This window comes from Mycobacterium sp. D16Q16 (assembly GCF_002013745.1).
Taxonomy (GTDB): Bacteria; Actinomycetota; Actinomycetes; order Mycobacteriales; family Mycobacteriaceae; genus Mycobacterium.
The window spans coordinates 138,022-160,321 of record NZ_MAEY01000015.1; the positions used below are offsets into that span (position 1 = coordinate 138,022).

The window sequence follows — 22,300 nt, forward strand, 5'->3', positions numbered from 1 at the left end:
GTTAGCTGTGATGGACGATCATCATCGACGCTTCACGGTGTGCTCATTGTTTGTCGTTGCCAATCTCTTGGTATTGCTCAACAAGTTCGAAGACCGCGGAGGTATCCGGGTTTCCGCTGATCCGGAGCGCTCGCGCGAACGCTCGCCGCTTTACCGCCACGTGGTAACACTGCGCCGACCGATGCAACCACGCACCGCGGCCGGGCAGTCTGCGACGGGTATCAACAACAATATGTCGATCATCCGTAGCAACCACACGAAGCAGATCTGCAGCCAACTCTCGCCCCCGGCATCCCACACATGTCCGTACCGGTTTACCGGTTTGGGCATGTGCGAACACCGAAGTCTCGCGCTGGATCACGGCTTAGTCTACCGTCCGCGACACCTTATTTATGAATCGGCCCACAGCCTCGAATGACAAGGCTGTATTCCGGTTATCAAACCCCCGCTGCGACGAGCGCCACCGCACCGACCAAAGCCAGTGTCTTGATGCTCTCGAGCGCGACATACGCCAGGTGCGTACGACTGCGTCCGGCGTACTCCACTCCGTCTCGGATCGCGTTGGTTCGTCTCATCATGGCTGGCCGCACCGCCGCCAGCTGGACTGCCAGACACACGCATGCCACGATCACCGCCGCGATCGCACCGGCGCAGAGATTGCCCGCCACCGTCAGCACCACCAGAGCGGAAGCCACGACGCACTCCACCGCGTTGAGCGCACGGAACACCAGGCGACCTATCGCGAGTCCCACATGGATCGTCACACCCGGCGCCCGGAACTTCAGCGGTGTCTCGATGAACGAGATCGCCACCACCAAACCCAACCAGAATGCGGCCAGCGCTGCCGCACCTACATCTACGCGCGTCATGCCATAGCCGAAGCCAACGGCCCGAACAGCTCGTGATTGATCTGCTCCTGCGGGATCCCGAGAGACACCAGGTCTTCATTAACGGCGGACATGAATGGGCGGGGACCGCAGACGAACACGGTCGATAGCCGGTTGAGCGGCAGCCGGTCCAGGCTCATGCGACCGACGCCGTGCGCGGGAAGCTCCACATGTGCCCGTTCGTACCAGGTGTGCAGCCGGCCAGCGGGCAGCCGGCCCACGAGATCTGCCAACTCATGCCGGTAGGCGTGTGCGGCGGCCGACTGATCGGCGTGCAGGACCAGTACCTCTCGCGGCGACTGCGTGGCTACGAGCTCTTGCAGCATCCCCATGATCGGCGTGCAGCCGATGCCCGCAGATACCAGAACCAACGGATCCGTCGAATCGTCGAGTGTGAACTCGCCCATAGGTAACGAGACTCGCAACTGTTGTCCCTCGAAGACATTGTCGTAGATGAAGTTCGACACCTCACCCGCGGGCGTACCAGCACCACTGATCCGCTTGACGGCAATACGCCAGTTACCCTCCTGGGCACCACGCGACAGGCTGTATTGACGGATCTGCCTGGCCCCGTCCGGCAACGTGATTTGTATCGATACGTACTGTCCGGGAAGGAAACTCGGCAACTCACCAGATACGGCGCGCAACTCGAACCCCGCCACATCCGCCGATTCCAGTTGGCGGCGTACCACCGTGACCTGCTGCCACACATCGCCCGGCGCAACCCCCGCGGCGCCGTACAGCGCCTTCTCCCGCGCGATCAATTCATCGGCCATGAGCCAGTAGAACTCGCTCCAGGCCCGCGCAACCTCTTCGGTTACCGCCGCCCCCAGCACCTCCGCGATCGCGGCGAAGAGATGCTCGTAGACGATCGGATACTGCTCGGCGACAATTCCTAACGAGGCGTGTTTGTGGGCAATCCTGTCGAGCACCGAATCATATTGGGCACCATTGCCTTCCAATACAAGCCCGGCGAAGGAGGCGATAGATGCGGCGAGTGCCTTCGGCTGCTCCCCCGCCGCCTGGTTGCCGCGGTTGAACAGATCGCGAAGCAGTTCGGGGTGCGCCGCGAACAGCTTGGAGTAGAACAACGGTGTGATCTCGTCGATCGCCCCCGCCACAGCGGGGAGGGTTTGACGGATGACTGCCAGCGACTCTGCGGATAGCACGTGACTACTTCCTTTCCATTGTTGGACGGGCGATTTCGGCCACCGTCCACTGATCGAGTTCGGCGAAGAATGCCTCTTGCGCCGAGCGAAGGGCGTCGCGCAGGCGACAGGTGCGCCGAAGGGGGCAGGGTACGGCGCCCTCGCAGTCGATGACCTCGCCGCCGCGCTCCAATTTCCTGGCCAGCGATCCCACCCGACGGTCGAGTCCGCGTTGTGTGATGCACACTCCCCCGTGGCGCCCGCGGGTGCACTCAATCGCGCCCATCTCCGAAAGCCGGGCAACGACTTTCGTGGCATGCGTATAGGGCACGCAAAGTTGGGCGGCAAGTTCACCGGTGTGCAGCTGAGCGCCCGGCCCCTCGGCGGCCAACCGCATGACAATGCGCAGACCCAGGTCGGTGAATCGCGTTAGTTGCACATAACTTGTATATGAGATGCAAGTTATCTGCGATAGGGACTTTGGTCAGTACCTAGCGCTACTCGGTGCTAGTTGTCGGGGTCTGCATCACTTCTGATGTCGATGCGCCATCCGGTGAGACGGGCCGCGAGGCGGGCGTTCTGCCCCTCCTTGCCGATCGCCAGAGACAGCTGGAAATCCGGGACGATGACGCGGGCAGCCTTACCCGCCTCATCGATGACCGACACAGATACCACCTTGGCGGGTGAGAGTGCGTTCGCGACGAACCGCGCGGGATCCGGGTCGTAATCGATGATGTCGATCTTCTCGCCGGCGAGCTCGCTCATCACATTGCGTACCCGCTGCCCCATCGGGCCGATGCAGGCGCCCTTGGCGTTGAGCCCGGAAACCTTCGAGGCCACCGCGATCTTGGACCTGTGCCCCGCTTCACGGGCAACCGCGACGATCTCCACGGAGCCGTCGTGAATCTCCGGCACCTCGAGCGAAAACAGCTTGCGCACCAGATTCGGGTGCGTCCGCGACAGTGTGATCAACGGCTCACGTGCGCCGCGGGATACACCAACAACATAGCAGCGCAACCGATCTCCGTGACGGTAGTCCTCGCCCGGCACCTGCTCGGCTGCCGGGATGACACCCTCGGATCCCTTCGTCTCGCTACCCATGCGGACCACGACAAGCCCCCGCGCGTTGGCCCGAGCGTCGCGCTGAATCACTCCGCCGACGATCTCGCCCTCGCGCGTGGAGAACTCACCGAACTTGTGCTCGTTCTCCGCGTCACGCACGCCCTGCTGGAACACCTGCCGTGCGGTGGTGGCAGCGATACGCCCGAATCCCTCAGGCGTGGCATCCCATTCGGTGATGAGATTGCCGTCCTCATCGGTCTCGCGGGCCAAGACACGGACCACACCCGTCTTGCGATCGAGTTCGATACGCGCGTTGGGCTCATGCCCGTCGGTATGCCGGTAGGCCGTCAACAGCGCCGATTTGATGATGTCAATCGCCTCATCGACGGTGATGCCCTTATCGGCAGCCATCAGGTTTACCGCTGCGGGATCGATATTCATGCGCCACCTCCAGTTTCGGCTGCCCCAGCCAGATTTAGTTCCTGCGGGTTGGGCGTTGTGAACTCCACCTGCACGACCGCACTCTCAATATCGGAGAACGCGAGATCACGGACGGTCCAGCCGGTGCCCTTGACCGGTTTACGCACCACCACTTGTATTCCGTCTTCGTTCGCGATGCCGATGCGGCCGAGCAGATCCTCACCGTCGGCGAGGCGAATCTGCGCCATCCGGCCGTGGGCACGTCGAAAATGCACCGGAGTGGTCAGCGGACGGTCGACTCCGGGTGTGGTGATTTCCAGCTCGTAGGCCTCCCAGCCGGTATCCGCCTCGTCCAAGAATGCCGATGCGGTGCGACTCAGCGCGGCGACCGCGTCCAAGTCCACCGGAGAGTCCGAGTCGACCACGATCGTGATGCGGGCAGGAACCGTGTCGTCGTTAACGACGACACTCTCGATCTCGACGCCTGACCGGGAGAACTCGGGAGCGAGCAGCTCGATCACCTGGTCATCGGATGGCAGCCCCATGGCGTTTGTGGCTCCTCATCTTGAGTTGTCGGGCGGTTCAGCTTGCACACACTAGCCGGACTCTCGTCCTGACCAGCACTCCACCTTACGCCCGGCGAGGGCTGTCATGCGCTAACCGCGCGCACTGGCAGGATGGGCGAATGCCCAAAAGCCTGTCGCGCCGCGACCTGTTGATCGGCGGCGCCGCGCTGGGCGTTGCCGTCGTGGCCGCCGCGTGCCAGCAGACACCCGATGCCAAACCCGAGGTGGACGACCTGCTGATCCAGATCGACCTCGCGCAGCGCGATGCCACATCGGCAGCCGCAGCGGCCACCGCCAATGCCGAGCTGGCACCCGCGCTAACGGCCGTCGCGGCAATCCGCCGCGCGCACGGTGTCGCACTAACCAGGGAGCTCGCCCGCATCCCGGGCGCGACCACGACCACGCCGCCGTCCAGCACCACCACATCGCCGGCATCACCGCCACCACAGGTCGGGCAGATCAAGACCCAACTCAAGGACTCCTCGAGATCAGCGATGGACCTGGCGACGAAACAGAGCGGATACCGCGCCGGATTGCTGGCCTCGATCAGCGCAGCCTGTGCCTCGGCAGCCGAAGTTGACTTGCCATGACAACGACCGAACCCACACCGCAGCCGCCCGCCTCGGCCGACGACACCGCACTGGCCGACGCCCTGGCCAATGAACACGCCGCCATCTATGCGTACGGGCTGGTATCGGCGCACTCGGTGCCCGACAACAACTGGCTGGTCACCGAGTGCCTCATCGAACACCGGCTATGCCGCGAGGAATGCATCGCCAAACTACGTGGCCGTTCGGTGACCGCACCGGTCGCCGCCGCCGGCTACAAGACTCCGTTCCCGGTGAACACCCCCGCCGACGCCACCACGTTGGCGCTGCAGGTCGAGGCGGACACGGCCGCGCGCTGGCGCGCCGTCGCCGAACAGGCCGACAACGGTGATGATCGTGGATTCGCTGTCCGGATGCTCACAGAGAGCGCGATCCGCGCGGCGCGGTGGCGGGTCACCGCGGACATCACGCCCGCCAGTATCGCGTTCCCAGGAGGAACCGAAACCTAGGCGAAGTGCTTCTGGGTGTCGGTGATCAGACCGGACAGCCCACGACGGATCACCGGCTTGAGGTGGCGGGTGAAGCCGAGAGACGGCTCGATGAAGAAGCTCCAGGTGAACAGCGAGCCCGTCGCGGTGCCCACCACCTCGTAGAGCTCACCGAACCGTTTGGTGCCCGGGAAGGTCGCCGTCTCGACGGTGAACGCGTTGCGGTACCGCTCGGGGCTCTCCTCCCACACAATGAACCGCTCGTTGACCGCGGCACCGGGAAGCGCGAGCTTGGCGGTGCGGGTGGAGCCCACGCCCCGCGGCTCCGGCGAAGTCCAGCTGATCTTGTTGATGGCTTTGCACCAGTGCAGCGGACTTTCACCATTGAGCTCGGCCCACACCGTCGCCGCATCCTTGGGCAGCGGGGTGGAGAACGTATACACGAAATCGCTTGTGTTGAAATCGCTTTCGACCAGCGGGGCAAGCTTAAAAGACGGCATGTCTATACCTTATCGCCTACCGAAATCGCCTCCGTGACGGACGTCACAGCGTCGGCCACCGCAATGGACTGCGCCTCCCCGGTGAACCGGTTGCGCAATTCGAGGGTTCCGTCGGCCCAACCGCGGCCGATCACCACGATCCAGGGCACACCAAGCAGCTCGGCGTCCTTGAACTTGACCCCCGGCGAGACGGTGCGGTCATCGAGCAGCACCTCATGCCCCAGCCGATCCAGGTCGGCGGCAAGCTGCTCGGCCCCCGCCCGCGCGGCGTCGTCCTTGTTGGCGATGACGACGTGCACATCGAACGGCGATACCGCGGCGGGCCAGCGCAGCCCGAGCTCGTCATGCTGCTGCTCGGCGACGACGGCCACCAGCCGCGAGACGCCGACACCGTAGGAGCCCTGGGTGAGCCGCACCGGTTTGCCGTTCTCGCCGAGCACGTCGACAGTAAATGCGTCGGTGTACTTGCGGCCCAACTGGAAAATGTGGCCGATCTCGATCCCGCGTGCCGACACCAGTTGCCCGCCACCGTCGGGCGAAGGGTCACCGTCGCGGACCTCGGCGGCCTCGATGGTTCCATCGGGGGCGAAGTCGCGACCGGCGACCAGGTTGACCACGTGCTTGCCGGGTTCATCGGCACCGGTGATCCAGCTGGTGCCCTCCACGATCCGAGGGTCGACCAGGTAGCGAACACCGTTCGCGATCAATCCCTTCGGTCCGATGTAGCCGCGCACTAGGAACGGATGCTTGGCAAAGTCCGCGTCACCGAGCAGCTCGTACTCGGCGGGCTCCAGCGCGGCACCGAGGCGCTTGTCGTCAATCTCACGATCCCCGGGTACGCCAACGGCGAGCAGCTCCCACTCACCACCGGGCTGGCGCACCTTCAGCAGAATGTTCTTGAGAGTGTCCGCCGCCGTCACGGGCCTGCCGAGATCGGCGGAGTTCGCCCAGTCCACCAGAGTCGCGATGGTCGGAGTGTCACCCGTCTCGTGCACCACTGCTTCGGGAAGTCCTTCGACGGACCGCGCCGGCGGTGCCGGTGTGACAACCGCCTCGACGTTGGCGGCATATCCGGATTCCACGCATCGAACGAAAGTGTCTTCCCCGGTGGGACTTTCGGCGAGGAACTCCTCGGATGCACTACCGCCCATGGCTCCTGACGTGGCGGCCACAATCACATAGTCCAGGCCCAGCCGGCCGAAGATCCGTTGGTACGCCTCACGGTGCGCGTGATAAGCCGTCTTGAGCCCGTCATCGGAGGTGTCGAAGGAATACGAATCCTTCATGACGAATTCGCGCCCACGCAGAATGCCCGCACGCGGACGCGCCTCGTCCCGGTACTTCGTCTGGACCTGGTAGAGGATGACCGGGAAATCCTTGTAGGAGCTGTACTCCCCCTTCACGGTGAGCGCGAAGAGCTCCTCGTGGGTGGGGCCCAGCATCATGTCGTTATCGCGCCGGTCCTTGAGCCGGAACAGCGAATCGCCGTACTCGGTCCATCGGTTCGTGGTCTCATACGGTGCGCGCGGAAGCAGAGCCGGCAGCAGGATCTCCTGGCCGCCAATGGCATTCATCTCTTCGCGGACGATGTTCTCGATCTTGCGGAGGACCCGAAGGCCGAGCGGCAGCCAGCTGTAGACACCCGGCGCGATGGGCCGCACATAGCCCGCGCGGATGAGCAGCTTGTGGCTGGGAACCTCGGCGTCGGCCGGGTCGTCGCGCAGCGTGCGTACGAATAGCTCGGAAAGTCGGGTAATCACGGTTGCACAGCATATCGGCGCGCCGTCGAGGCCTCCGGCTAGCATCGAGCGCATGCGTGCGTGGGCGATCATTCCGGCGGTGGCGATGTTCGGCCTGGGAGTCGCGGCACCGGCCGACGCCGCCCCGGCCACGGTCAAATATTCGTTGTCGGCAATTGGAATCGGCAATGCCGACTTCACCGTCTCGTACCAAGACGGGAATCAGCTCCGGGAGGAGTCCGGACACACGTTCGCCGGGTATTACTGGGAGCGCACGGTGAAGCTCAACGGAGCTTCACCGGTTCTTCGGGTGACCGCGGCCGGACCTCCGAGCGTGTTCCGGATGTCCTGTCACATCACCGTCAACGACGGCATCCCCGTCACCAACGGACTGCTGTTCCGTGCCGGGGACTACACCCCGCAGGACTGCTAGGCCGGTTGTTCTTCGTCCAGGCCCTGGTCGTGCGCCGACTGTGCCTTCTGCGCATGCGCGACGTCGGCAGCGGTGTAGCTGATGAACAACGCCGCCACTCCGACCAGCACAGCTGTTCCGGCGATCCACAAGAGGCCGTAGGTGTAGCCGTGGTCGAGGGCGTGCAGCTGCGCTTGGTTCATGTTCTGCACGGGCCCCTTGGCTCCGCCCAGATACAGCGTGCGCGAGGTGATGATCGCCTGGATGATCACCAGAACGATGGGGCCACCCAGGTTCTGCAGCATGAGAGAAATGGCGGATAGCGGCCCGATGCGGTCGGCATCCACGCCGGTGATGGCCGAGAGGATCACCGGCACCACGATGGTGCCGATGCCGAGTCCACCGACGAAGATGAGCGTCGCGAAATCCGGGAAGTAATCGATGGTCCGGTCAACCGTCGAGCCGTACAGCATCGCGCCAAACACCACGACGCCACCGCACAGAATCAGCACCCGAGGCGCCATGCGCGTGACGAGTTGCGACGACAGGGCCAAACCGATTCCCATGCCGACGACGAACGGAATGGCAGAGACGCCGGTTCGCAGCGGGCTGTATTTCATTAGGTCCTGCATGTACAGGCCGATGGTGATGGTCAGGGTGAAGAGCACCCCGCCTGCCATGAAAATCGCCGCGAAGGTAGCGACCCGATTGCGGTCCTTGAACAGGCTAAGCGGCAGCACCGGGTTCTCCGCGGTGCGTTCGACGAGCAGGAATGCGATCAGGAGCACGGCGGCGACGATCAGCGACACGATCGTGTAGGGGGAATCCCAGCCACGGTCGGGGCCCTGAGTGAAGCCGAACACCGCGGCGGTACAGCCGAGTGTCGCCAGCACCGATCCCGTGACGTCGAGCTTCATCGGTTCACGTTCGGTCTCGGACAGCGACCGCACGGCGAGATAGATCATGAGCGCACCGGCAGGCACATTGATAAGGAACGCCAGACGCCAGGACACTTCGGCCAGCGCACCGCCGACAATCAGTCCGGCGATGGAACCCACCCCCGTCATGGCACCGAACACCGCGACGGCCGCGGTACGCAGCGGCCCCTTGGGGAACGTGGTCGCGACCAATGCCAGCGCGGTGGGAGATGCGACGGCCGCACCCACGCCCTGGATGAGACGGAAGACAGCCAGGCCGATGTCCTCCTGCGCGAGACCCACCCCGATGGACGCGAGGGTGAACAGCGCGATACCACCGATGAAGACGCGCTTGCGGCCGAAGGTGTCACCGAGGCGTCCACCGAGCAACATCAGCCCGCCAAAGGACAGCATGTACGCGGTGATGACCCAGCTTCGGGTGGCATCGTTGAGGTGCAGCTCGGCCTGAATCTTGGGCAGTGTGACGACCGCGATGGTGCCGTCCATGGTGGCCAGGAACTGCATACCGGCAATCGCGATGACGGCATACAGGTAGTGCCGGGACGGCAGGAGTTCTCGCGCCTTTTGAGTGAGCTGCTCGACGCTGAGGGCAGGCATGGAGGACACCTTACCGTCCTCTTAACGTGCCCTTAGGTCACAAAGAGGCGCCGTACGCAGCAACGGGGCCGATGACGATGATTGCCGGCGGCCTAATGCCCTGCGAGCGAATGCGCTCTGGCGCACTGGCAAGGTCGGCGCGCAGCAAGCGTTGCTCATCAGTCGTGCCGTGTTGCACCACCAGCACCGGGGTATCCGCAGGTCGGCCCCCATCGATGAGCACCTTCGCGAACTGCTCGATGCGCTCGACGGCCATCAGCAACACGATGGTCCCCTTCAAGGCAGCAAGCGCATCCCAATTGACTAACGATTCCGGATGTCCCGGCGCGACGTGTCCGCTGACCACCACGAACTCGTGGTTGACCGCACGATGGGTGACGGGCACCCCGGCAGCCGCAGGAACGGAGATTGCGCTGGTCACACCCGGTACGACGGTCACCTGGACGCCCGCCTCGGCGCAAGCCAGTACCTCTTCGTAGCCACGGGCGAAAACGAACGGGTCCCCGCCCTTCAGACGGACGACGAACTTGCCTTCCTGCGCCCGTTCAATGAGCACCCGATTGATCTCCTGCTGAGCCATCGCGCGGCCGTAGGGGATCTTCGCGGCGTCGATGACCTCGACGTGGGGTCCCAGATCGGCGAGAAGTTCGGCGGGAGCAAGCCGGTCGGCGACAACCACATCGGCCTGAGCCAGGAGCCGACGTCCACGGACGGTAATGAGATCAGGATCACCCGGTCCCCCGCCGACGAGTGCCACGCCCACTGGCCTTGTTTCGGCGATTTCGGTGATGAGCCCGCGCTGCAACGCCTCGTGGATGGCTGAACGCAGGGCGGCTGACCGCTTGTGCTGACCACCGGTCAAAACACCGACCGCGATGCCGTCGTGATTAAAGGACGCCGGGGTGACCGCGGTGCCCTCCCGGGCGGCGTCAGCCCGGACACAGAAGATGTGACGTCGGTCCGCTTCGGACACCACCGCGGCGTTGACCTCCGGGTCGTCGGTGCAGGCGATTGCGTACCACGCCCCATCGAGATCGCCGTCCTGATACGGCCTGAGGTCGAGGGTGATCGAGGCCATGCCTTCGACTGCGGGGGTGGCGCTGGGGGCAATCACGTGGACATCGGCGCCGCTGGCGATCAACAGCCCGAGACGCCGCTGCGCGACGGATCCGGCGCCGACGACTACGACCTTGCGTCCCGCGAGGCGAAGGCCGACGAGGTAGGCGTCATGAGTCACCGCGCGAGTTTACGTGGGATGACTTCGCGTGGCAGGTCGGCCATGCTCCGAACGGTCCGTGCTGTAATCAAGCACCGTGCAATCCCATCGCATGCAACCCGCGGAGTTAGCCCAGGCCGCGATGACCGCCGCCCTCATGGGGGCTATCGCCGTGGTCTCCATCGTGCTGCCGGGCGCGGTGGTGTTCGCCTGGTTGGGGGCCGTCCCGATGGGGGTGCTCTGTTACCGGCATCGCATCCGGGTGGCCTTGGCGGCATGTGTCGCCGCCGGCCTCATCAGCTTCCTGATCGCGGGATTCGGCGGGCTGGTTTCGGCGCTGACGTGCGCATACATGGGTGCGATCGCCGGCCAGGTGAGGCGCCGAAACCGCGGTGCGGCAACCATGTTGGCCGTCGCGGCGCTGTGGGGCGTGCTGGTCTCCTGGTTCTGTGTCGGCGTGTTCGCAGCCTTGAGGAATCTTCGCGAGGTCGTTCTGGGTGCGGTGGCCGCCAATGTCGGCGGGTTCGCCACGCTGTTGGATGGCGTGCCGCTGCTCGGCCGCGCCGCGGCGGGATTGGACCATGCCGTGCACGGTTGGATCGTGCACTGGCCCTGGTTCTTTGGGGTATCGGTATGGCTCATCGTCATCTTCGGAACCTCGTTCGGATGGCGGGTCCTGACTCCTGTCCTACGACGGCTCGAGGAAGTTACCGACCTCGCGTCCGTGGGCACGCTGCCCGCCCCTCACGAGGACGTTCCGCCCGGCCCGCTGCCGACCGTGCTCACCAACGCCGGATATCGATACGCCGGCGCCGACCGGGATGCGCTGGCCCCGGTGACCATGAGCGTCGATATCGGCGAGCACATCGCGGTGACCGGTGCCAATGGCTCCGGCAAGTCCACCCTGATGCGCATCTTGGCGGGGATCACACCCACGACCGGGACCATCGAACGGCCCGCCGGAGTGGGTCTGGGCCAGGTGGGCGGGACAGCGCTGGTCCTGCAACACCCCGAGAGTCAGGTACTGGGGCTACGCATTGGCGACGACATCGTGTGGGGGCTGCCGCGTGACCGCGAGATCGACATCGAAAGCCTGCTCGTTGAGGTGGGTCTCGGCGGGATGGGCGATCGGGACACCGCAGGACTCTCAGGCGGAGAGCTCCAGCGGCTCGCGGTCGCCTCGGCATTGGCCCGGGATCCCGCTCTCCTGATCGCCGATGAGGTGACCACCATGGTCGACCACACCGGCAGGCAGACACTCATCAAGGTGCTCGATGGACTCACCGCGCACCATCGTTTGGGGCTGGTACACATCACGCATTACCCACAGGAGGCGAATGCCGCCGATCGGGTGGTGTCACTGGGCAGCAGCGGCAACGCGGACGCGCGTGAGCCTGCGCAGCGCCCATCCCCCATCGAATCTGACAGCGGCGAAACGATTCTCGATGTGCAGGGAGTCTCTTTCGACTACGCGGCCGGAACACCATGGTCGCAATCAGTACTCCGGGACATCTCTTTTCAGGTTCGTTCCGGCGACGGGATGCTGCTTTGTGGCGGCAACGGTTCCGGCAAGTCCACCCTGGCCTGGATCATGGCGGGCCTGCTGGATCCCTCAGCGGGTCAATGCCTGCTCGATGGCCGTCCCGCCGCGGAACAGGTTGGTGCGGTGGCGTTGTGCTTCCAGGCCGCCAGACTGCAACTGCTGCGGGGGCACGCCGGTGCGGCGGTGGCCGCGCTGGCCGGGTACTCGGCCTCGGATACCGACAGCATTGCTCGGGCCTTGGCCTCGGTCAGCCTGGATCCGAACATCGGTGGGGTTCTTATCGATCGGCTCAGCGGCGGACAGCTGCGGCGAGTCGCCCTGGCCGGACTGCTGGCCCGCTCGCCACGCCTGCTGATTCTCGACGAGCCATTGGCGGGTCTGGACGTTGACGCGCAGGCCGACCTCATCGATCTCTTGGTGCGCATCCGCAACCAGGGGCAGGCCGTCATCGTGATATCTCATGACACCGACAGCTTGTCCCCGCTGTGTCCCCGCACCATTCGTCTCGAGCAAGGTGAGTTGGTGACCGCCGGATGAGTCAGCGACGTCCGTTGATGCTCATGCGGCCGGTGCCCGGGCCGTCTCCCATCCACGCGCTCTGGGCGGGAACGAAACTCATTGCCGCGTTGGCGATATCGGTGCTACTGACCATCATGCCGTCCTGGACAGCGATTGGGCTTGTCGCCCTGCTTATTCTCGTCACGGCGGCACTCGCCAGGATCTCCCCCAGGTGTGTCCCGTCCGTTCCTCGCTGGGTCGCGTTGCTTGTGGTGGCGGGCAGCTTATTCACCATCGTCAACGGTGGAGCTCCCGAGCTGACGCTCGGACCGGCCACCGTCGGTGTCGGCGGTTTCCTGGATTTCCTGCGCGTCACATCGCTCGGCCTGGTTCTGATCGGTCTCGGCGCGGTCATCTCGTGGACCACCCAAGTAGCCGATATCGCCCCAGCGGTGGCGCTCTTGTGTCGGCCGCTGCGCGTCTTGCGTGTACCTGTCGACGACTGGGCGGTCACCATTTCCCTGGCGTTCCGAATGTTCCCCATGCTGTCCGAGGAGTTCCGCCTGTTAGCGGCCGCACGCAGACTCCAGCCGCCTCAGCCCGAGAAGCCCTCGCGGCGTGCGGAAGTCGTTGATCTCTGCACCGCCGCGATGGTCGTCTCACTCCGTCGGGCCACCGAGATGGGCGACGCCATCACGGCACGGGGCGGTGCGGGGCGGATCTCGGCGCACCCGGCCTATCCGGGATGGCGTGACGCGTTTGCGGCAACAGTGCTTATCGGGGTCTTCGCGCTCGCGTTGGCGCTGAGCTGAAGGTGGGCTCGGAGCCCCACCAATGGCACCACCGAATGGATACCCCACCACAGCTGGACTTCACCGGCGTTAGGCGCGGAGAATGCCGATCGCTCCCAGTGTGAGGATGATCAGGCCGAGCACTGCCACAATCCCCGCGACGTCGATCCGTCGACGCGTCCGCACCCAGGTGTGCAGGGACGACACCATCTCGTATGTCCGGCCCGGCATGGCCGCATAACTCAGGAGCGGCAGCGCAACCATCGAGAAGGCCACCACGTTGAAGAAGAGCAGCGCCATGGACTGTATGGGCTGCGTGGCACCCGAGGCATGGATGAGAGCGATCACCGCCAGAAAGTCCGCCGACGGCAAGGCAATTCCCAATCCGCTGACCCCTGCCACCCACAGTGAGTTGTTCCGTAGGAAACCACGGACTCGCGCCGTCAGCTTGTCCGCGAAGCCCGACCTCGGTGCACGCGGCGCCGCTGGAGCCCTACGGATCGAAGCCGTGATGGCCAACACCGCCGCCACCAACAACGCGAGAACACCAAGCCCGACTTGGATATAAGGACCCGAAACGTCTGCGTTCCCCATGGGTGACACCCGCAGGACAAACAGCAGTGTGAGCCCCAGGCTTAACCCCATGACAAAGGCACCGCAGAGAAAGACGAATAGCTGTAACAGCGGTCTCGGCCTGTTCAGCATCACGACCGTCAAGCCCAGTCGGGTGGGCTCAACACTCACTCCCAGTGCCATCAACAAAACGATGGTCCACATGACTACCGCGCGGGCACAACGTCATTCTGCTGGCAGACCCGCGTGAATATGGACTTCACCAGGTCTACGTAGCGGGTGATCGATTCCCGGGCGATGGGGTTTTCCGGGTACGCGATCATCAGCGTTGTCTCCGTCGGGAACCGCGAGATAAAGATCGTCAGCTGGTACACCGACTTGCTCTCCGCGTACAGACCGATGGGATTACTGACCAGCAGCGGGTTGGTGAACAACTGCGAAAGTGGCGGAGCGCCACCGTCGAAGAAGTTGATCATCGGGTGATACGGCCGGGGCCAGTTGAGCTCCGGCACCAGTTCCAGCACCCGGTAGAACGGAACATTCACCAGCTGCCTGCCGCGGTCAAAGGATTCCTGTGCCGCCACGGCGGCAGCACCGAAAGTCCCGTCGACGGGCACCGATATCGGGACGAGCCCTGTGAACCATCCCGTCGTGAACATATCTGCTTCCGCTCGGGCATCACTCGGCGTGATCCCGTAATACGTATCGGTACCGGTCAATTCGCGCTCGGCGAATCCGAGTGCCGCCATGACACCGCCGATGAACCGGGCACCCGCATCCACGCAGATGGACTCGAACGTCAGTGCCTGCTGCTCATCCAACAGCTGTTCGGTGATGATCGAGGTCCCGGAGGGCACCGAGTGATCCCCCAGTGGCAGAGGGAAATCCGGGAGGCTGCCACGGTTGTTCTCGGCGAACCGAACCCAATCGCGCACAGGCTCGGAGTCGGGGGTCAATCCGGAAAGGAATTCGTGCTGGCGGATGCAGTAGTCGTCATAGCTGCCTGCAGGCGGAAGCTCAATGGGCGCGCCGCCCTGGACCAGCGCCTTGTATCCCATCAGGATCTCCATGATCAGCAGACGCGCGAAGGTGGCGTCCAGATGCAGATGGTCAACGCTGAAGTAGAAGGTGAAATGGCCTGAGCTCTGGACGATTCCGAACCGGAAGCAGTCCCACCGGAACGGATCCGGGGTCTCCGAGACCACCAGCTCCCGTACCTCGTCCGATGTCATCTCACCCAGTTTGACCTGAACGAACTCCACGTCTGCCGGATCGGCAATCGTGCGCCGGACAATGTTCTGCTCATCGTCGAGCGAGAACCAGCTCCGGTACGTGTCGTGCCGCCGCAGGTGCGCGTTGATCACGTGCCCCATGGCGCGTTTGTCGCACCGGCCCGGCATATCCAGCGTGAAAACGAGCACCCGTGAGAAGTCGAGTCCCTTGGCTGCCTGCCGCAGGTACGTGCGCAAATGCTGCACCTGCATGAAGCTCGGCGGGATCTCGCTCACCGGCGCTTCAAGAGCCTTCGCGTACGACGCCGGTGAAGGCTGCCAGGTGATCACCGATCCCGCGGACGGCTCCCACTTGTCGGTCAACGACACCGTTACTGGTCCACCACGCATTTCAATCCCCTTATGACGATGCGACTTCGGATTCCTGTTCGGCCAACTTGTCGTACAGGTGCGACGCCAATGAGCGCACTGTCGATACATCGGCCGGACCGATACGGACGCCGGTGTCCGCCTGGATACGGGTACGAATTTCCAGATTGCCTAACGAATCCAGGCCGTAGTCCGGCAGGGATCGGTCCGGGTCGATGGAGCGGCGCAGCACCAGACCAACCTGCTCGGCGACCAACTTGCGTAGCCGGGTCGGCCACTCCTCGCGGGGCAAGGACCTGAGCTCGTCGAGGAACTTGTTTGTCTCCGTTTGCGTTTGACCCGCGTCCCGGAATGCTTGCGCAAACGGACTCCGCTCGACGAAGTCGGCCAGCCACGATATGCCGGCCATCGGCGCATAGGCGGTGTAGGCCCGGTTGTGCCGAAGCACCGTGTCGAAGGCATAGGCGCCCTCGTCCGGGAGGATGGCCGCATCCGCGTTCTCCGCCAGGTGGGTGCCCTGCCCGATCTCCGACCAGGCACCCCAGGCGATGACGGTTGCCGGCAGCCCCTGGGCCCGTCGCCAGTGCGTGAATCCGTCCAGCCAGCTGTTGGCCGCCGCGTACGCACCCTGCCCCGGTGAGCCCACCAGCGCCGCGATCGACGAGAAGGAGCAGAACCAGTCCAGCGGCTGATCGGCGGTGGCCTCGTGCAGGTTCCAGGCACCGTGCACCTTCGGCCGCCAGTCGCCGCGGTCGATCAGCTCATCGGTGATATTGGCGAGCGTGGCATCGTGTACCAGCGCTGCGGCATGAAGCACGCCACGCACGGGCTTTCCGGTTTCCGTAGCGGCAGCAACCAGACGCTGTGCCGTCTCCTGCTCGGCGATATCGCCGAGCACTACGTCGATCTCGACACCGCCCTGCCGGATCTGCTCGATAACCTCCAGCGCGTCCGGCTTCGGGGCGCTGCGTCCGTTGAGTATGACCCGGCCGACTCCAGCAGCCGCCAGCTTCTTCGCCAGGAACAAGCCCAACCCGCCGAGGCCACCGGTGATCACGTACGCACCCTCCCGGCGGAACGCCGGCGCATGCGACGCCGGGATCACCGCGTCGACCTTGCCCGCCTTCGGCAGGTCCAGAACGAGCTTTCCGGTATGTCCCGCAGCACCCATCACACGGATCGACTCGGCAGCGTCCTGCAATGGAGAGGACGAGATCTCCGGCAACGGGAGCACGCCGTCCGCCATCTGCTGATACAGAGCGGTGAGCGTCCGGTAGATCGCTTCCGGCCGCGTCTTCGCCACCAGGACGAGATCGACAGCGTGGAACGACAGGTTTCGGCGGAATGGGAACAGACCCAGCCGGGTGTCACCGTAGATATCGCGCTTGCCGATCTCGATGAAGCGGCCACCGAAGGTCAACAGTTCCACACCCGCCCGCTGCGCGGCACCGGTGAGCGAATTGAGCACGATGTCGACCCCGTAACCGTCGGTATCGCGGCGGATCAGCTCGGCGAAATCCGTACTGCGGGAATCGTAAACGTGCTTGATTCCCCAACTGCGCAACAGGTCCCGTCGTTCCGCGCTGCCCGCAGTGGCGTAGATCTCTGCCCCGGCGGCACGCGCGATGGCGATGGCCGCCTGCCCGACACCACCGGTGCCGGAATGGATCAGCACCTTGTCGCGTGCGGAGATCCTGGCAAGCTCGTGCAGCCCGTACCACGCGGTGACATGCGCACCCGGGACAGCGGCCGCCTCCCTATCGGGTACCTCCGCCGGGAGCGTCGCCGCAAGGTTTGCATCGACCACCACGAAGCTTCTCCAGGCGCCGGTGGGCGTCATACCGCCTACCCGGTCACCGACGTGATGCTGGGTCACTCCCGTCCCGACAGCCGTCACCACGCCCGCGAAGTCGACACCGAGCTCCTGCCGGCCTTCAAAACTCGAGTACCGGCCGTACACATTCAGAACGTCGGCGAAGTTGATGCTGGTGGCCGTGACCGATACCTCGATCTGTCCCGGCCCCGGTGCGACCCGGTCGAATGCGACGAATCCGAGCGACTCCAGATCACCGGGCGTACGAACTTCGAACCGCACGCCCTCGTTGTTAGGTGTCGCAACGGTACTGCGCCAATCCTCGGGGCCGAGCGGACCCAGGTTCAGACGCGCCCGGTACCAGTGGTCATCACGCCACGCGGTCTCGTCCTCCTCCGAGCCGGAGACCAGCTCCCCCGCCACATTCTGGGCTGCGGTGTGGCCGTCGACATCGATGTGCGTGACACGCAAGTGGGGATACTCGGCGCCGATGACGCGCACCAAGCCCCGCAATCCGGCCTGCTCCAAGTTGGTCACATCGCCGGGCGCGACCGTCTGTGCGTTGCGCGTCACCACGTACAGCCGCGGTGGTTCGCCCGGGAGGTCCACCAACTCTCGGGTTATCCGCACCAGATGCCGAACCTGATCCGCACCTTGCATGGCGACCCGGTCTGCACCGCCATCGGCCCCCGGGGCCGTCACGATGAGCACGCCCTCGAATCCGCCGGCTTCCAGCTGGTCGTACAGAAGCTTTAGGGCCGCAACACGATCGGTATTCGGGCGCCACTGGATCAGCGCAACCTCACTCTCGCGAAGCTTGAGTGAATCGATCAGCTCCGTCGCCCACGGGTCCACGGTCTCACCCGTGCTGACCAGCAGCCACCGACGCGGGGCATTCGGTACCGCCTCAGGCAACCGCTGCTGCTGCCATTCGATCGCCAGCAGCCGGTTGTTGAGCAGCTGATCACGCTGCTCGTCATCGGAAGCTCCGGTACCAAAGCGGAAGCCCCGCACGGCAACCAGGACGGTGCCATGCTCGTCCAGCAGATCGATATCGGCTTCCACTTCGTTCGCACTCACCTTGGTCACCCTGGTGTAGCAGTACTGGGTGGAGCGCGCGGATTCGTATGCGTGCAGACTGCGCACACCTTTGGGGAGCGGTAGCGCATCCTTGCTGGCTTCCTGGACATCCGGGAGCGCGATCACGGATTGGAAGCAGGCGTCCAGAAGGGCGGGGTGAACGATGTAGCTGCTCTGCTGCACCCGGGCAGAGCGCGGCAGAGTGACTTCCGCCAGCACCGACCTGACGGACTCGTCGCCGCGGTATGCCGCCGCCAGGCCCTGGAAGGCCGGGCCGTACTGAACTCCCCTCTCGTCGAAAGACTCTCGTAGCTCGTCGCCCTCCGCGCGATGAGGGTGCTCCGCGCGCAAGGCGGCCAGGTCGTACGCCGCGGGAGTGTCGAACTCACCGCCACTGCCCAAGACCGCCGTGGCGCGTTTGGCGGTGTTCCCTTCGTCACGGGTTTCCACCACGAACTCGATCACGTCCGGGGACTTCACGGTGCCCGTCGCCGAGATCGGTGTCGACTCCCCCAGCGTCAGCAGTTGCTCAAACGAAACGTCCTCTACTACAGCGCCTTCACCGAACACTGCGGCGGACGCCGAGAGCGCCATCTCGCAGTATGCGGCCCCTGGGTACACCGCGACATGACGGACCTGATGGTCGGCGATCCACGGCTGCGCCTCCGTGCCGACGTCGGCCTGCCAGATATAGCGCTCCGGTTCCTCGGTCAGTCGCACATGCGCGCCGAGTAGAGGGTGCACGGCCACGGTGTGACCGCCCTGGCCCGGTTGCGTCTGCGCGGACAGATCCAACAGATATGACTGGCGTGTCCAACTGGGCAGCGGCACATCCACCAGTTGCCCGGATGGATACAGCACCGAGAAGTCCACGGCGCCGCCCGCCGTATACAGGTCTCCCACGAAGTCTCGGAGCCCATGCGGCAACTCCTGCTCGCGCCGCATAGCGGCCAACGCGACCATCGGGATATCCACGCTGCGTGCGGTCTGTTCCGCCGGATACACCAGCAGCGGGTGGGGCGCCAGCTCACCGAAAACGCGATACCCGTCGTCCAGAGCCGCCTGCACCGCTGCGGCGAAGCGCACCGTATGGCGCAGGTTGTCCACCCAGTAGTCGGCGTCCATGACTGGCTTTTCGCGCGGGTCGAATGCGACCGAAGAGTACAGCGGGACAACGGGTGTCCGCGGCGTGAGATCTTCGAGGGCATCGGCGAGGTCATCAAGGATGGGGTCCACCTGCGGTGAATGCGACGCGACGTCGACCGCTACCTCGCGTGCCATCAATCCGCGATCCGACCATTCGGCGATCAACTGGCGGACCGTCTCTGTCGCACCGCCGACCACCGTCGACTGCGGTGACGCGACCACGGCCAGCACCACATCGTGGATTTCGCGATCAGCCAGTTCCGACACGACCTGCTGAGCCGGTAGATCGACGGACGCCATGGCACCGGCGCCGGCGATACGCGACATCAGTTGGGAACGACGGCAGATGACCTTGACACCATCTTCGAGCGACAACGCTTCGGACACGACGGCCGCGGCAACCTCGCCCATCGAATGCCCGATCACCGCGCCTGGGGTAACGCCGTAGGACACCATGGTGGCGGCCAGCGACACCTGCATGGCGAACAATGTCGGCTGGACACGATCTATACCGGTAACTGTCTCCGGCGCCGAGACCGCTTCGGTCACCGAGAACCCGGATTCCGCAGCGATCAGGGGTTCGAGGCGGGCGATAGTCGCCGCGAATACCGGTTCCTTGCTGAGTAATTCAGCACCCATGCCTGCCCATTGCGAGCCCTGACCCGAGAACAACCAGACCGGGCCCCGATCATCCTGCGCCACAGCGGCCGGGTAGGGAGCCTCGCCCTCGGCAACGGTACGCAACGCCGCGATCAGCTCTTCTGCCCCGCTGGCCACCACCGAGGTACGCACCGACCGGTGCGCCCTTCGGCGCGCCAGGGTGTACCCCACATCGCCGAGAGCAAGGTCAGGCCGCTCGGCCACCCAGTCGGCCAAACTGCCTGCAGTTCGTCGCAATTCCTCGGCGGACGTCGACGACACCGGGAAGATCAGCTGCGACCCGAGCGGCGACTCCGTCGCGGGGGCTACGGGCGAGTCCACGGGCGGAGCTTGCTCAATCACCGCGTGCACGTTGGAGCCCGACATCCCGTACGCCGATACCCCGGCCCGCCGCGGGCCCTCAATCTCCCCGGGCCATGGGCTAACCGATTGTGGCACAAAAAGGTTGGTCGTAACACCGGCAAGCTTGTCGGGGATCCCGGTGAAATGCAGGTTAGGCGGAATCACGCCATGCTCCACCGCGAGGACGATCTTCATCAGCCCCAGCGCACCGGCCGCCGACATGGTGTGCCCAAAGTTCGTCTTCACCGACCCCACCGCACAGGGCCCGTCGACTCCATATACCTGCGCCAGGCCCGTGTACTCGATGGGATCACCGACAGGTGTACCGGTGCCGTGTGCCTCGATCAGCCCAACGCTATTGGCGTCCACACCCGCAGCCGCGAGCGCTGTGCGGCATGCGGCCGCCTGCGCATCTGCGGACGGAGTCGACTGATTCACCGTTCGCCCATCCTGATTCGAGGCCGTACCCCGCACGACCGCCAAGATCCGGTCCCCGTCGCGCACCGCATCGTCCAGCCGCTTTAGCAGAATCATGACGCAGCCCTCAGACATCACGAAACCGTCGGCCTCGCCTGTGAATGTGTGGCAACGCCCAGTCGGAGAGAGCATGCGCTGCTGCGAGGCACCGACATACCTGCGCGGCTCCAAGACCAGGTTGACTCCACCGGCCAGCACGAGATCACTTTCGCCTGCCGCCAAGCTCTGGCACCCCATATGCACAGTCGCCAACCCTGCGGCGCACCCGGCATCGACCGTCAACGACGGTCCATGCACACCCAGGGCGTACGAGATACGCCCCGATGCCATGCAGAAGTTCGTTCCCGCGAATCCGTAAGGACCGCCGAGATCTGCCGCGTCCGCGGCCACCAACTGATAGTCGTTGTGGGTCACTCCCACGAACACACCGGTCTGCGAGCCGGCAAGGGTCAGTGGATTAAGACCCGCATGTTCCACTGCTTGCCAAGATGTTTCGAGCAACACGCGATGTTGAGGATCGATCGAGACGGCCTCACGTTCGTTGATGCTGAAGAAGTCCGCGTCGAAGCCGCCGACGTCATCAAGGAAGGCCCCCCACTTGGAGGGCGACTTGCCCGGTACGCCGGATTCGGGGTCGTAGTACTCACTCAGGTCCCAACGCGCGGGAGGCACCTCAGTAATGAAGTCCTCGCCGCGCAGCAGCGCCTGCCAGAACTGTTCGGGTGACTCGATCCCACCCGGAAGCCGGCACCCCATCCCGATAACTGCAACTGGGGTCACAGACGCGTTTTTCATCTTGCTACGTCCTCCTCGCACACGACAATCTGCCTGGTAGTAGAACTGGAGACAACTAGCAGTAGAACCCGACAGACCTAAAGATAAGGTGCGCGAAAGGAATTCGCGACTCGGGAGATCAGGATCACAGTGTCTCGACTTAAGTAGTCGCGCGACATCGCACAATGGCCTCTTTCGAACCCCTACTACATCCCGCATTAACAGCCCATTGATAGCCGGGAAACAAGGAATTCACAATTCAAGCGAGATCTGTAACTATTAGCCATTACTCCGGTCGAGCGTTCTCCCGAGCAGTCGCTCACCGTAGCACTGCTGCCAGTTAAAGCCGTGCTAAATAGGCACTTTCGGGCCCATGTCGCACACCTACACAGATCATTCACAGCAATTTACATGGTTTGCCAGGTGTGTATATTCGGCGAATATCTCACCGGGTGGACGCTATGAAATATTTATGCGATTA

18 protein-coding genes are annotated in these 22,300 nt (G+C 64.3%); 5 read left to right on the forward strand and 13 right to left on the reverse strand.

Annotation, left to right across the window (positions count from 1 at the left end; all coding sequences use genetic code 11):
• Window positions 1-43 precede the first annotated feature (43 nt).
• From B4394_RS17030 to rimP, 6 genes are all read right to left on the reverse strand, one after another.
• The gene (locus B4394_RS17030) at window positions 44-340 is read right to left on the reverse strand and encodes a YlxR family protein (protein ID WP_078311152.1); all 297 of its coding nucleotides are present in this window, start codon (window positions 338-340) and stop codon (window positions 44-46) included.
• A gap of 97 nt (window positions 341-437) precedes the next feature.
• Window positions 438-869, reverse strand: coding sequence for a hypothetical protein (locus tag B4394_RS17035; protein ID WP_078315755.1), 432 nt, complete (start codon window positions 867-869; stop codon window positions 438-440).
• Window positions 866-2,056, reverse strand: a complete 1,191-nt coding sequence (locus B4394_RS17040; RefSeq protein WP_078315756.1) for a globin domain-containing protein — start codon at window positions 2,054-2,056, stop codon at window positions 866-868. The genes B4394_RS17035 and B4394_RS17040 overlap by 4 nt, the downstream gene beginning before the upstream one ends.
• Window positions 2,057-2,060: 4 nt before the next feature.
• The gene (locus tag B4394_RS17045) at window positions 2,061-2,474 is read right to left on the reverse strand and encodes an RrF2 family transcriptional regulator (RefSeq protein WP_078311042.1); all 414 of its coding nucleotides are present in this window, start codon (window positions 2,472-2,474) and stop codon (window positions 2,061-2,063) included.
• 68 nt (window positions 2,475-2,542) lie between these two features.
• Complete coding sequence (gene nusA / locus B4394_RS17050; protein WP_078311043.1) at window positions 2,543-3,538, reverse strand: transcription termination factor NusA; 996 nt, start codon at window positions 3,536-3,538, stop codon at window positions 2,543-2,545.
• Entirely contained in the window at window positions 3,535-4,062 is a 528-nt protein-coding gene (gene rimP / locus B4394_RS17055) for a ribosome maturation factor RimP (RefSeq protein WP_078311044.1), read from the reverse strand. The genes nusA and rimP overlap by 4 nt, the downstream gene beginning before the upstream one ends.
• 140 nt (window positions 4,063-4,202) lie before the next feature.
• Here rimP and B4394_RS17060 point away from each other — a divergent pair, with 140 nt between their 5' ends.
• Entirely contained in the window at window positions 4,203-4,673 is a 471-nt protein-coding gene (locus B4394_RS17060; protein ID WP_078311045.1) for a hypothetical protein, read from the forward strand.
• The gene (locus B4394_RS17065; protein WP_078311046.1) at window positions 4,670-5,140 is read left to right on the forward strand and encodes a ferritin-like domain-containing protein; all 471 of its coding nucleotides are present in this window, start codon (window positions 4,670-4,672) and stop codon (window positions 5,138-5,140) included. Before B4394_RS17060 ends, B4394_RS17065 begins: the two co-directional genes overlap by 4 nt.
• On the opposite strand, the gene B4394_RS17070 is transcribed toward B4394_RS17065, so the two are convergent.
• Complete coding sequence (locus tag B4394_RS17070; protein WP_078311047.1) at window positions 5,137-5,625, reverse strand: SRPBCC family protein; 489 nt, start codon at window positions 5,623-5,625, stop codon at window positions 5,137-5,139. The two genes, B4394_RS17065 and B4394_RS17070, sit on opposite strands and share 4 nt — an antisense overlap.
• On the reverse strand, window positions 5,622-7,379 hold the full coding sequence (locus tag B4394_RS17075; protein ID WP_078311153.1) for a proline--tRNA ligase: 1,758 nt from the start codon (window positions 7,377-7,379) through the stop codon (window positions 5,622-5,624). The genes B4394_RS17070 and B4394_RS17075 overlap by 4 nt, the downstream gene beginning before the upstream one ends.
• Before the next feature lie 52 nt (window positions 7,380-7,431).
• Here B4394_RS17075 and B4394_RS17080 point away from each other — a divergent pair, with 52 nt between their 5' ends.
• Entirely contained in the window at window positions 7,432-7,791 is a 360-nt protein-coding gene (locus B4394_RS17080) for a hypothetical protein (RefSeq protein ID WP_078311048.1), read from the forward strand.
• Here the strand turns inward: B4394_RS17080 and B4394_RS17085 are convergent.
• Window positions 7,788-9,305, reverse strand: a complete 1,518-nt coding sequence (locus B4394_RS17085) for an MFS transporter (protein ID WP_078311049.1) — start codon at window positions 9,303-9,305, stop codon at window positions 7,788-7,790. The genes B4394_RS17080 and B4394_RS17085 overlap by 4 nt on opposite strands.
• A gap of 37 nt (window positions 9,306-9,342) precedes the next feature.
• The gene (gene cobA, locus B4394_RS17090; RefSeq protein WP_078315757.1) at window positions 9,343-10,542 is read right to left on the reverse strand and encodes a uroporphyrinogen-III C-methyltransferase; all 1,200 of its coding nucleotides are present in this window, start codon (window positions 10,540-10,542) and stop codon (window positions 9,343-9,345) included.
• A gap of 91 nt (window positions 10,543-10,633) precedes the next feature.
• Between cobA and B4394_RS17095 the strand changes: the two genes are divergently transcribed.
• Together B4394_RS17095 and B4394_RS17100 are read left to right on the forward strand one after the other, a co-directional pair.
• Entirely contained in the window at window positions 10,634-12,601 is a 1,968-nt protein-coding gene (locus tag B4394_RS17095; protein ID WP_078315758.1) for an ABC transporter ATP-binding protein, read from the forward strand.
• Window positions 12,598-13,374 (forward strand): energy-coupling factor transporter transmembrane component T family protein, encoded by a 777-nt coding sequence (locus tag B4394_RS17100; RefSeq protein WP_078311052.1) that lies wholly within the window; start codon window positions 12,598-12,600, stop codon window positions 13,372-13,374. Before B4394_RS17095 ends, B4394_RS17100 begins: the two co-directional genes overlap by 4 nt.
• Before the next feature lie 69 nt (window positions 13,375-13,443).
• Here the strand turns inward: B4394_RS17100 and B4394_RS17105 are convergent, their stop codons facing one another.
• From B4394_RS17105 to pks2, 3 genes are read right to left on the reverse strand one after another with little or no spacing between them, the layout of a single operon-like run.
• On the reverse strand, window positions 13,444-14,130 hold the full coding sequence (locus tag B4394_RS17105; protein ID WP_078315759.1) for a GAP family protein: 687 nt from the start codon (window positions 14,128-14,130) through the stop codon (window positions 13,444-13,446).
• A 2-nt stretch (window positions 14,131-14,132) separates the two neighbouring features.
• On the reverse strand, window positions 14,133-15,548 hold the full coding sequence (locus B4394_RS17110; protein WP_078311054.1) for a condensation domain-containing protein: 1,416 nt from the start codon (window positions 15,546-15,548) through the stop codon (window positions 14,133-14,135).
• Between the two features lie 10 nt (window positions 15,549-15,558).
• On the reverse strand, window positions 15,559-21,840 hold the full coding sequence (gene pks2, locus B4394_RS17115) for a sulfolipid-1 biosynthesis phthioceranic/hydroxyphthioceranic acid synthase (RefSeq protein WP_078315760.1): 6,282 nt from the start codon (window positions 21,838-21,840) through the stop codon (window positions 15,559-15,561).
• Between the last annotated feature and the right edge of the window lie 460 nt (window positions 21,841-22,300).

Excerpts from the sequence above, each read along its gene's own strand:
- rimP (WP_078311044.1), bottom strand. The coding sequence starts at position 4,062 with ATGGGGCTGCCATCCGATGACCAGGTGATCGAGCTGCTCGCTCCCGAG.
- B4394_RS17080 (WP_078311048.1), top strand. The coding sequence starts at position 7,432 with ATGCGTGCGTGGGCGATCATTCCGGCGGTGGCGATGTTCGGCCTGGGA.
- B4394_RS17035 (WP_078315755.1), bottom strand. The coding sequence starts at position 869 with ATGACGCGCGTAGATGTAGGTGCGGCAGCGCTGGCCGCATTCTGGTTG.
- B4394_RS17105 (WP_078315759.1), bottom strand. The coding sequence starts at position 14,130 with ATGTGGACCATCGTTTTGTTGATGGCACTGGGAGTGAGTGTTGAGCCC.
- B4394_RS17065 (WP_078311046.1), top strand. The coding sequence starts at position 4,670 with ATGACAACGACCGAACCCACACCGCAGCCGCCCGCCTCGGCCGACGAC.
- B4394_RS17100 (WP_078311052.1), top strand. The coding sequence starts at position 12,598 with ATGAGTCAGCGACGTCCGTTGATGCTCATGCGGCCGGTGCCCGGGCCG.
- B4394_RS17095 (WP_078315758.1), top strand. The coding sequence starts at position 10,634 with ATGCAACCCGCGGAGTTAGCCCAGGCCGCGATGACCGCCGCCCTCATG.
- B4394_RS17110 (WP_078311054.1), bottom strand. The coding sequence starts at position 15,548 with ATGCGTGGTGGACCAGTAACGGTGTCGTTGACCGACAAGTGGGAGCCG.
- nusA (WP_078311043.1), bottom strand. The coding sequence starts at position 3,538 with ATGAATATCGATCCCGCAGCGGTAAACCTGATGGCTGCCGATAAGGGC.
- B4394_RS17060 (WP_078311045.1), top strand. The coding sequence starts at position 4,203 with ATGCCCAAAAGCCTGTCGCGCCGCGACCTGTTGATCGGCGGCGCCGCG.
- pks2 (WP_078315760.1), bottom strand. The coding sequence starts at position 21,840 with ATGAAAAACGCGTCTGTGACCCCAGTTGCAGTTATCGGGATGGGGTGC.
- B4394_RS17085 (WP_078311049.1), bottom strand. The coding sequence starts at position 9,305 with ATGCCTGCCCTCAGCGTCGAGCAGCTCACTCAAAAGGCGCGAGAACTC.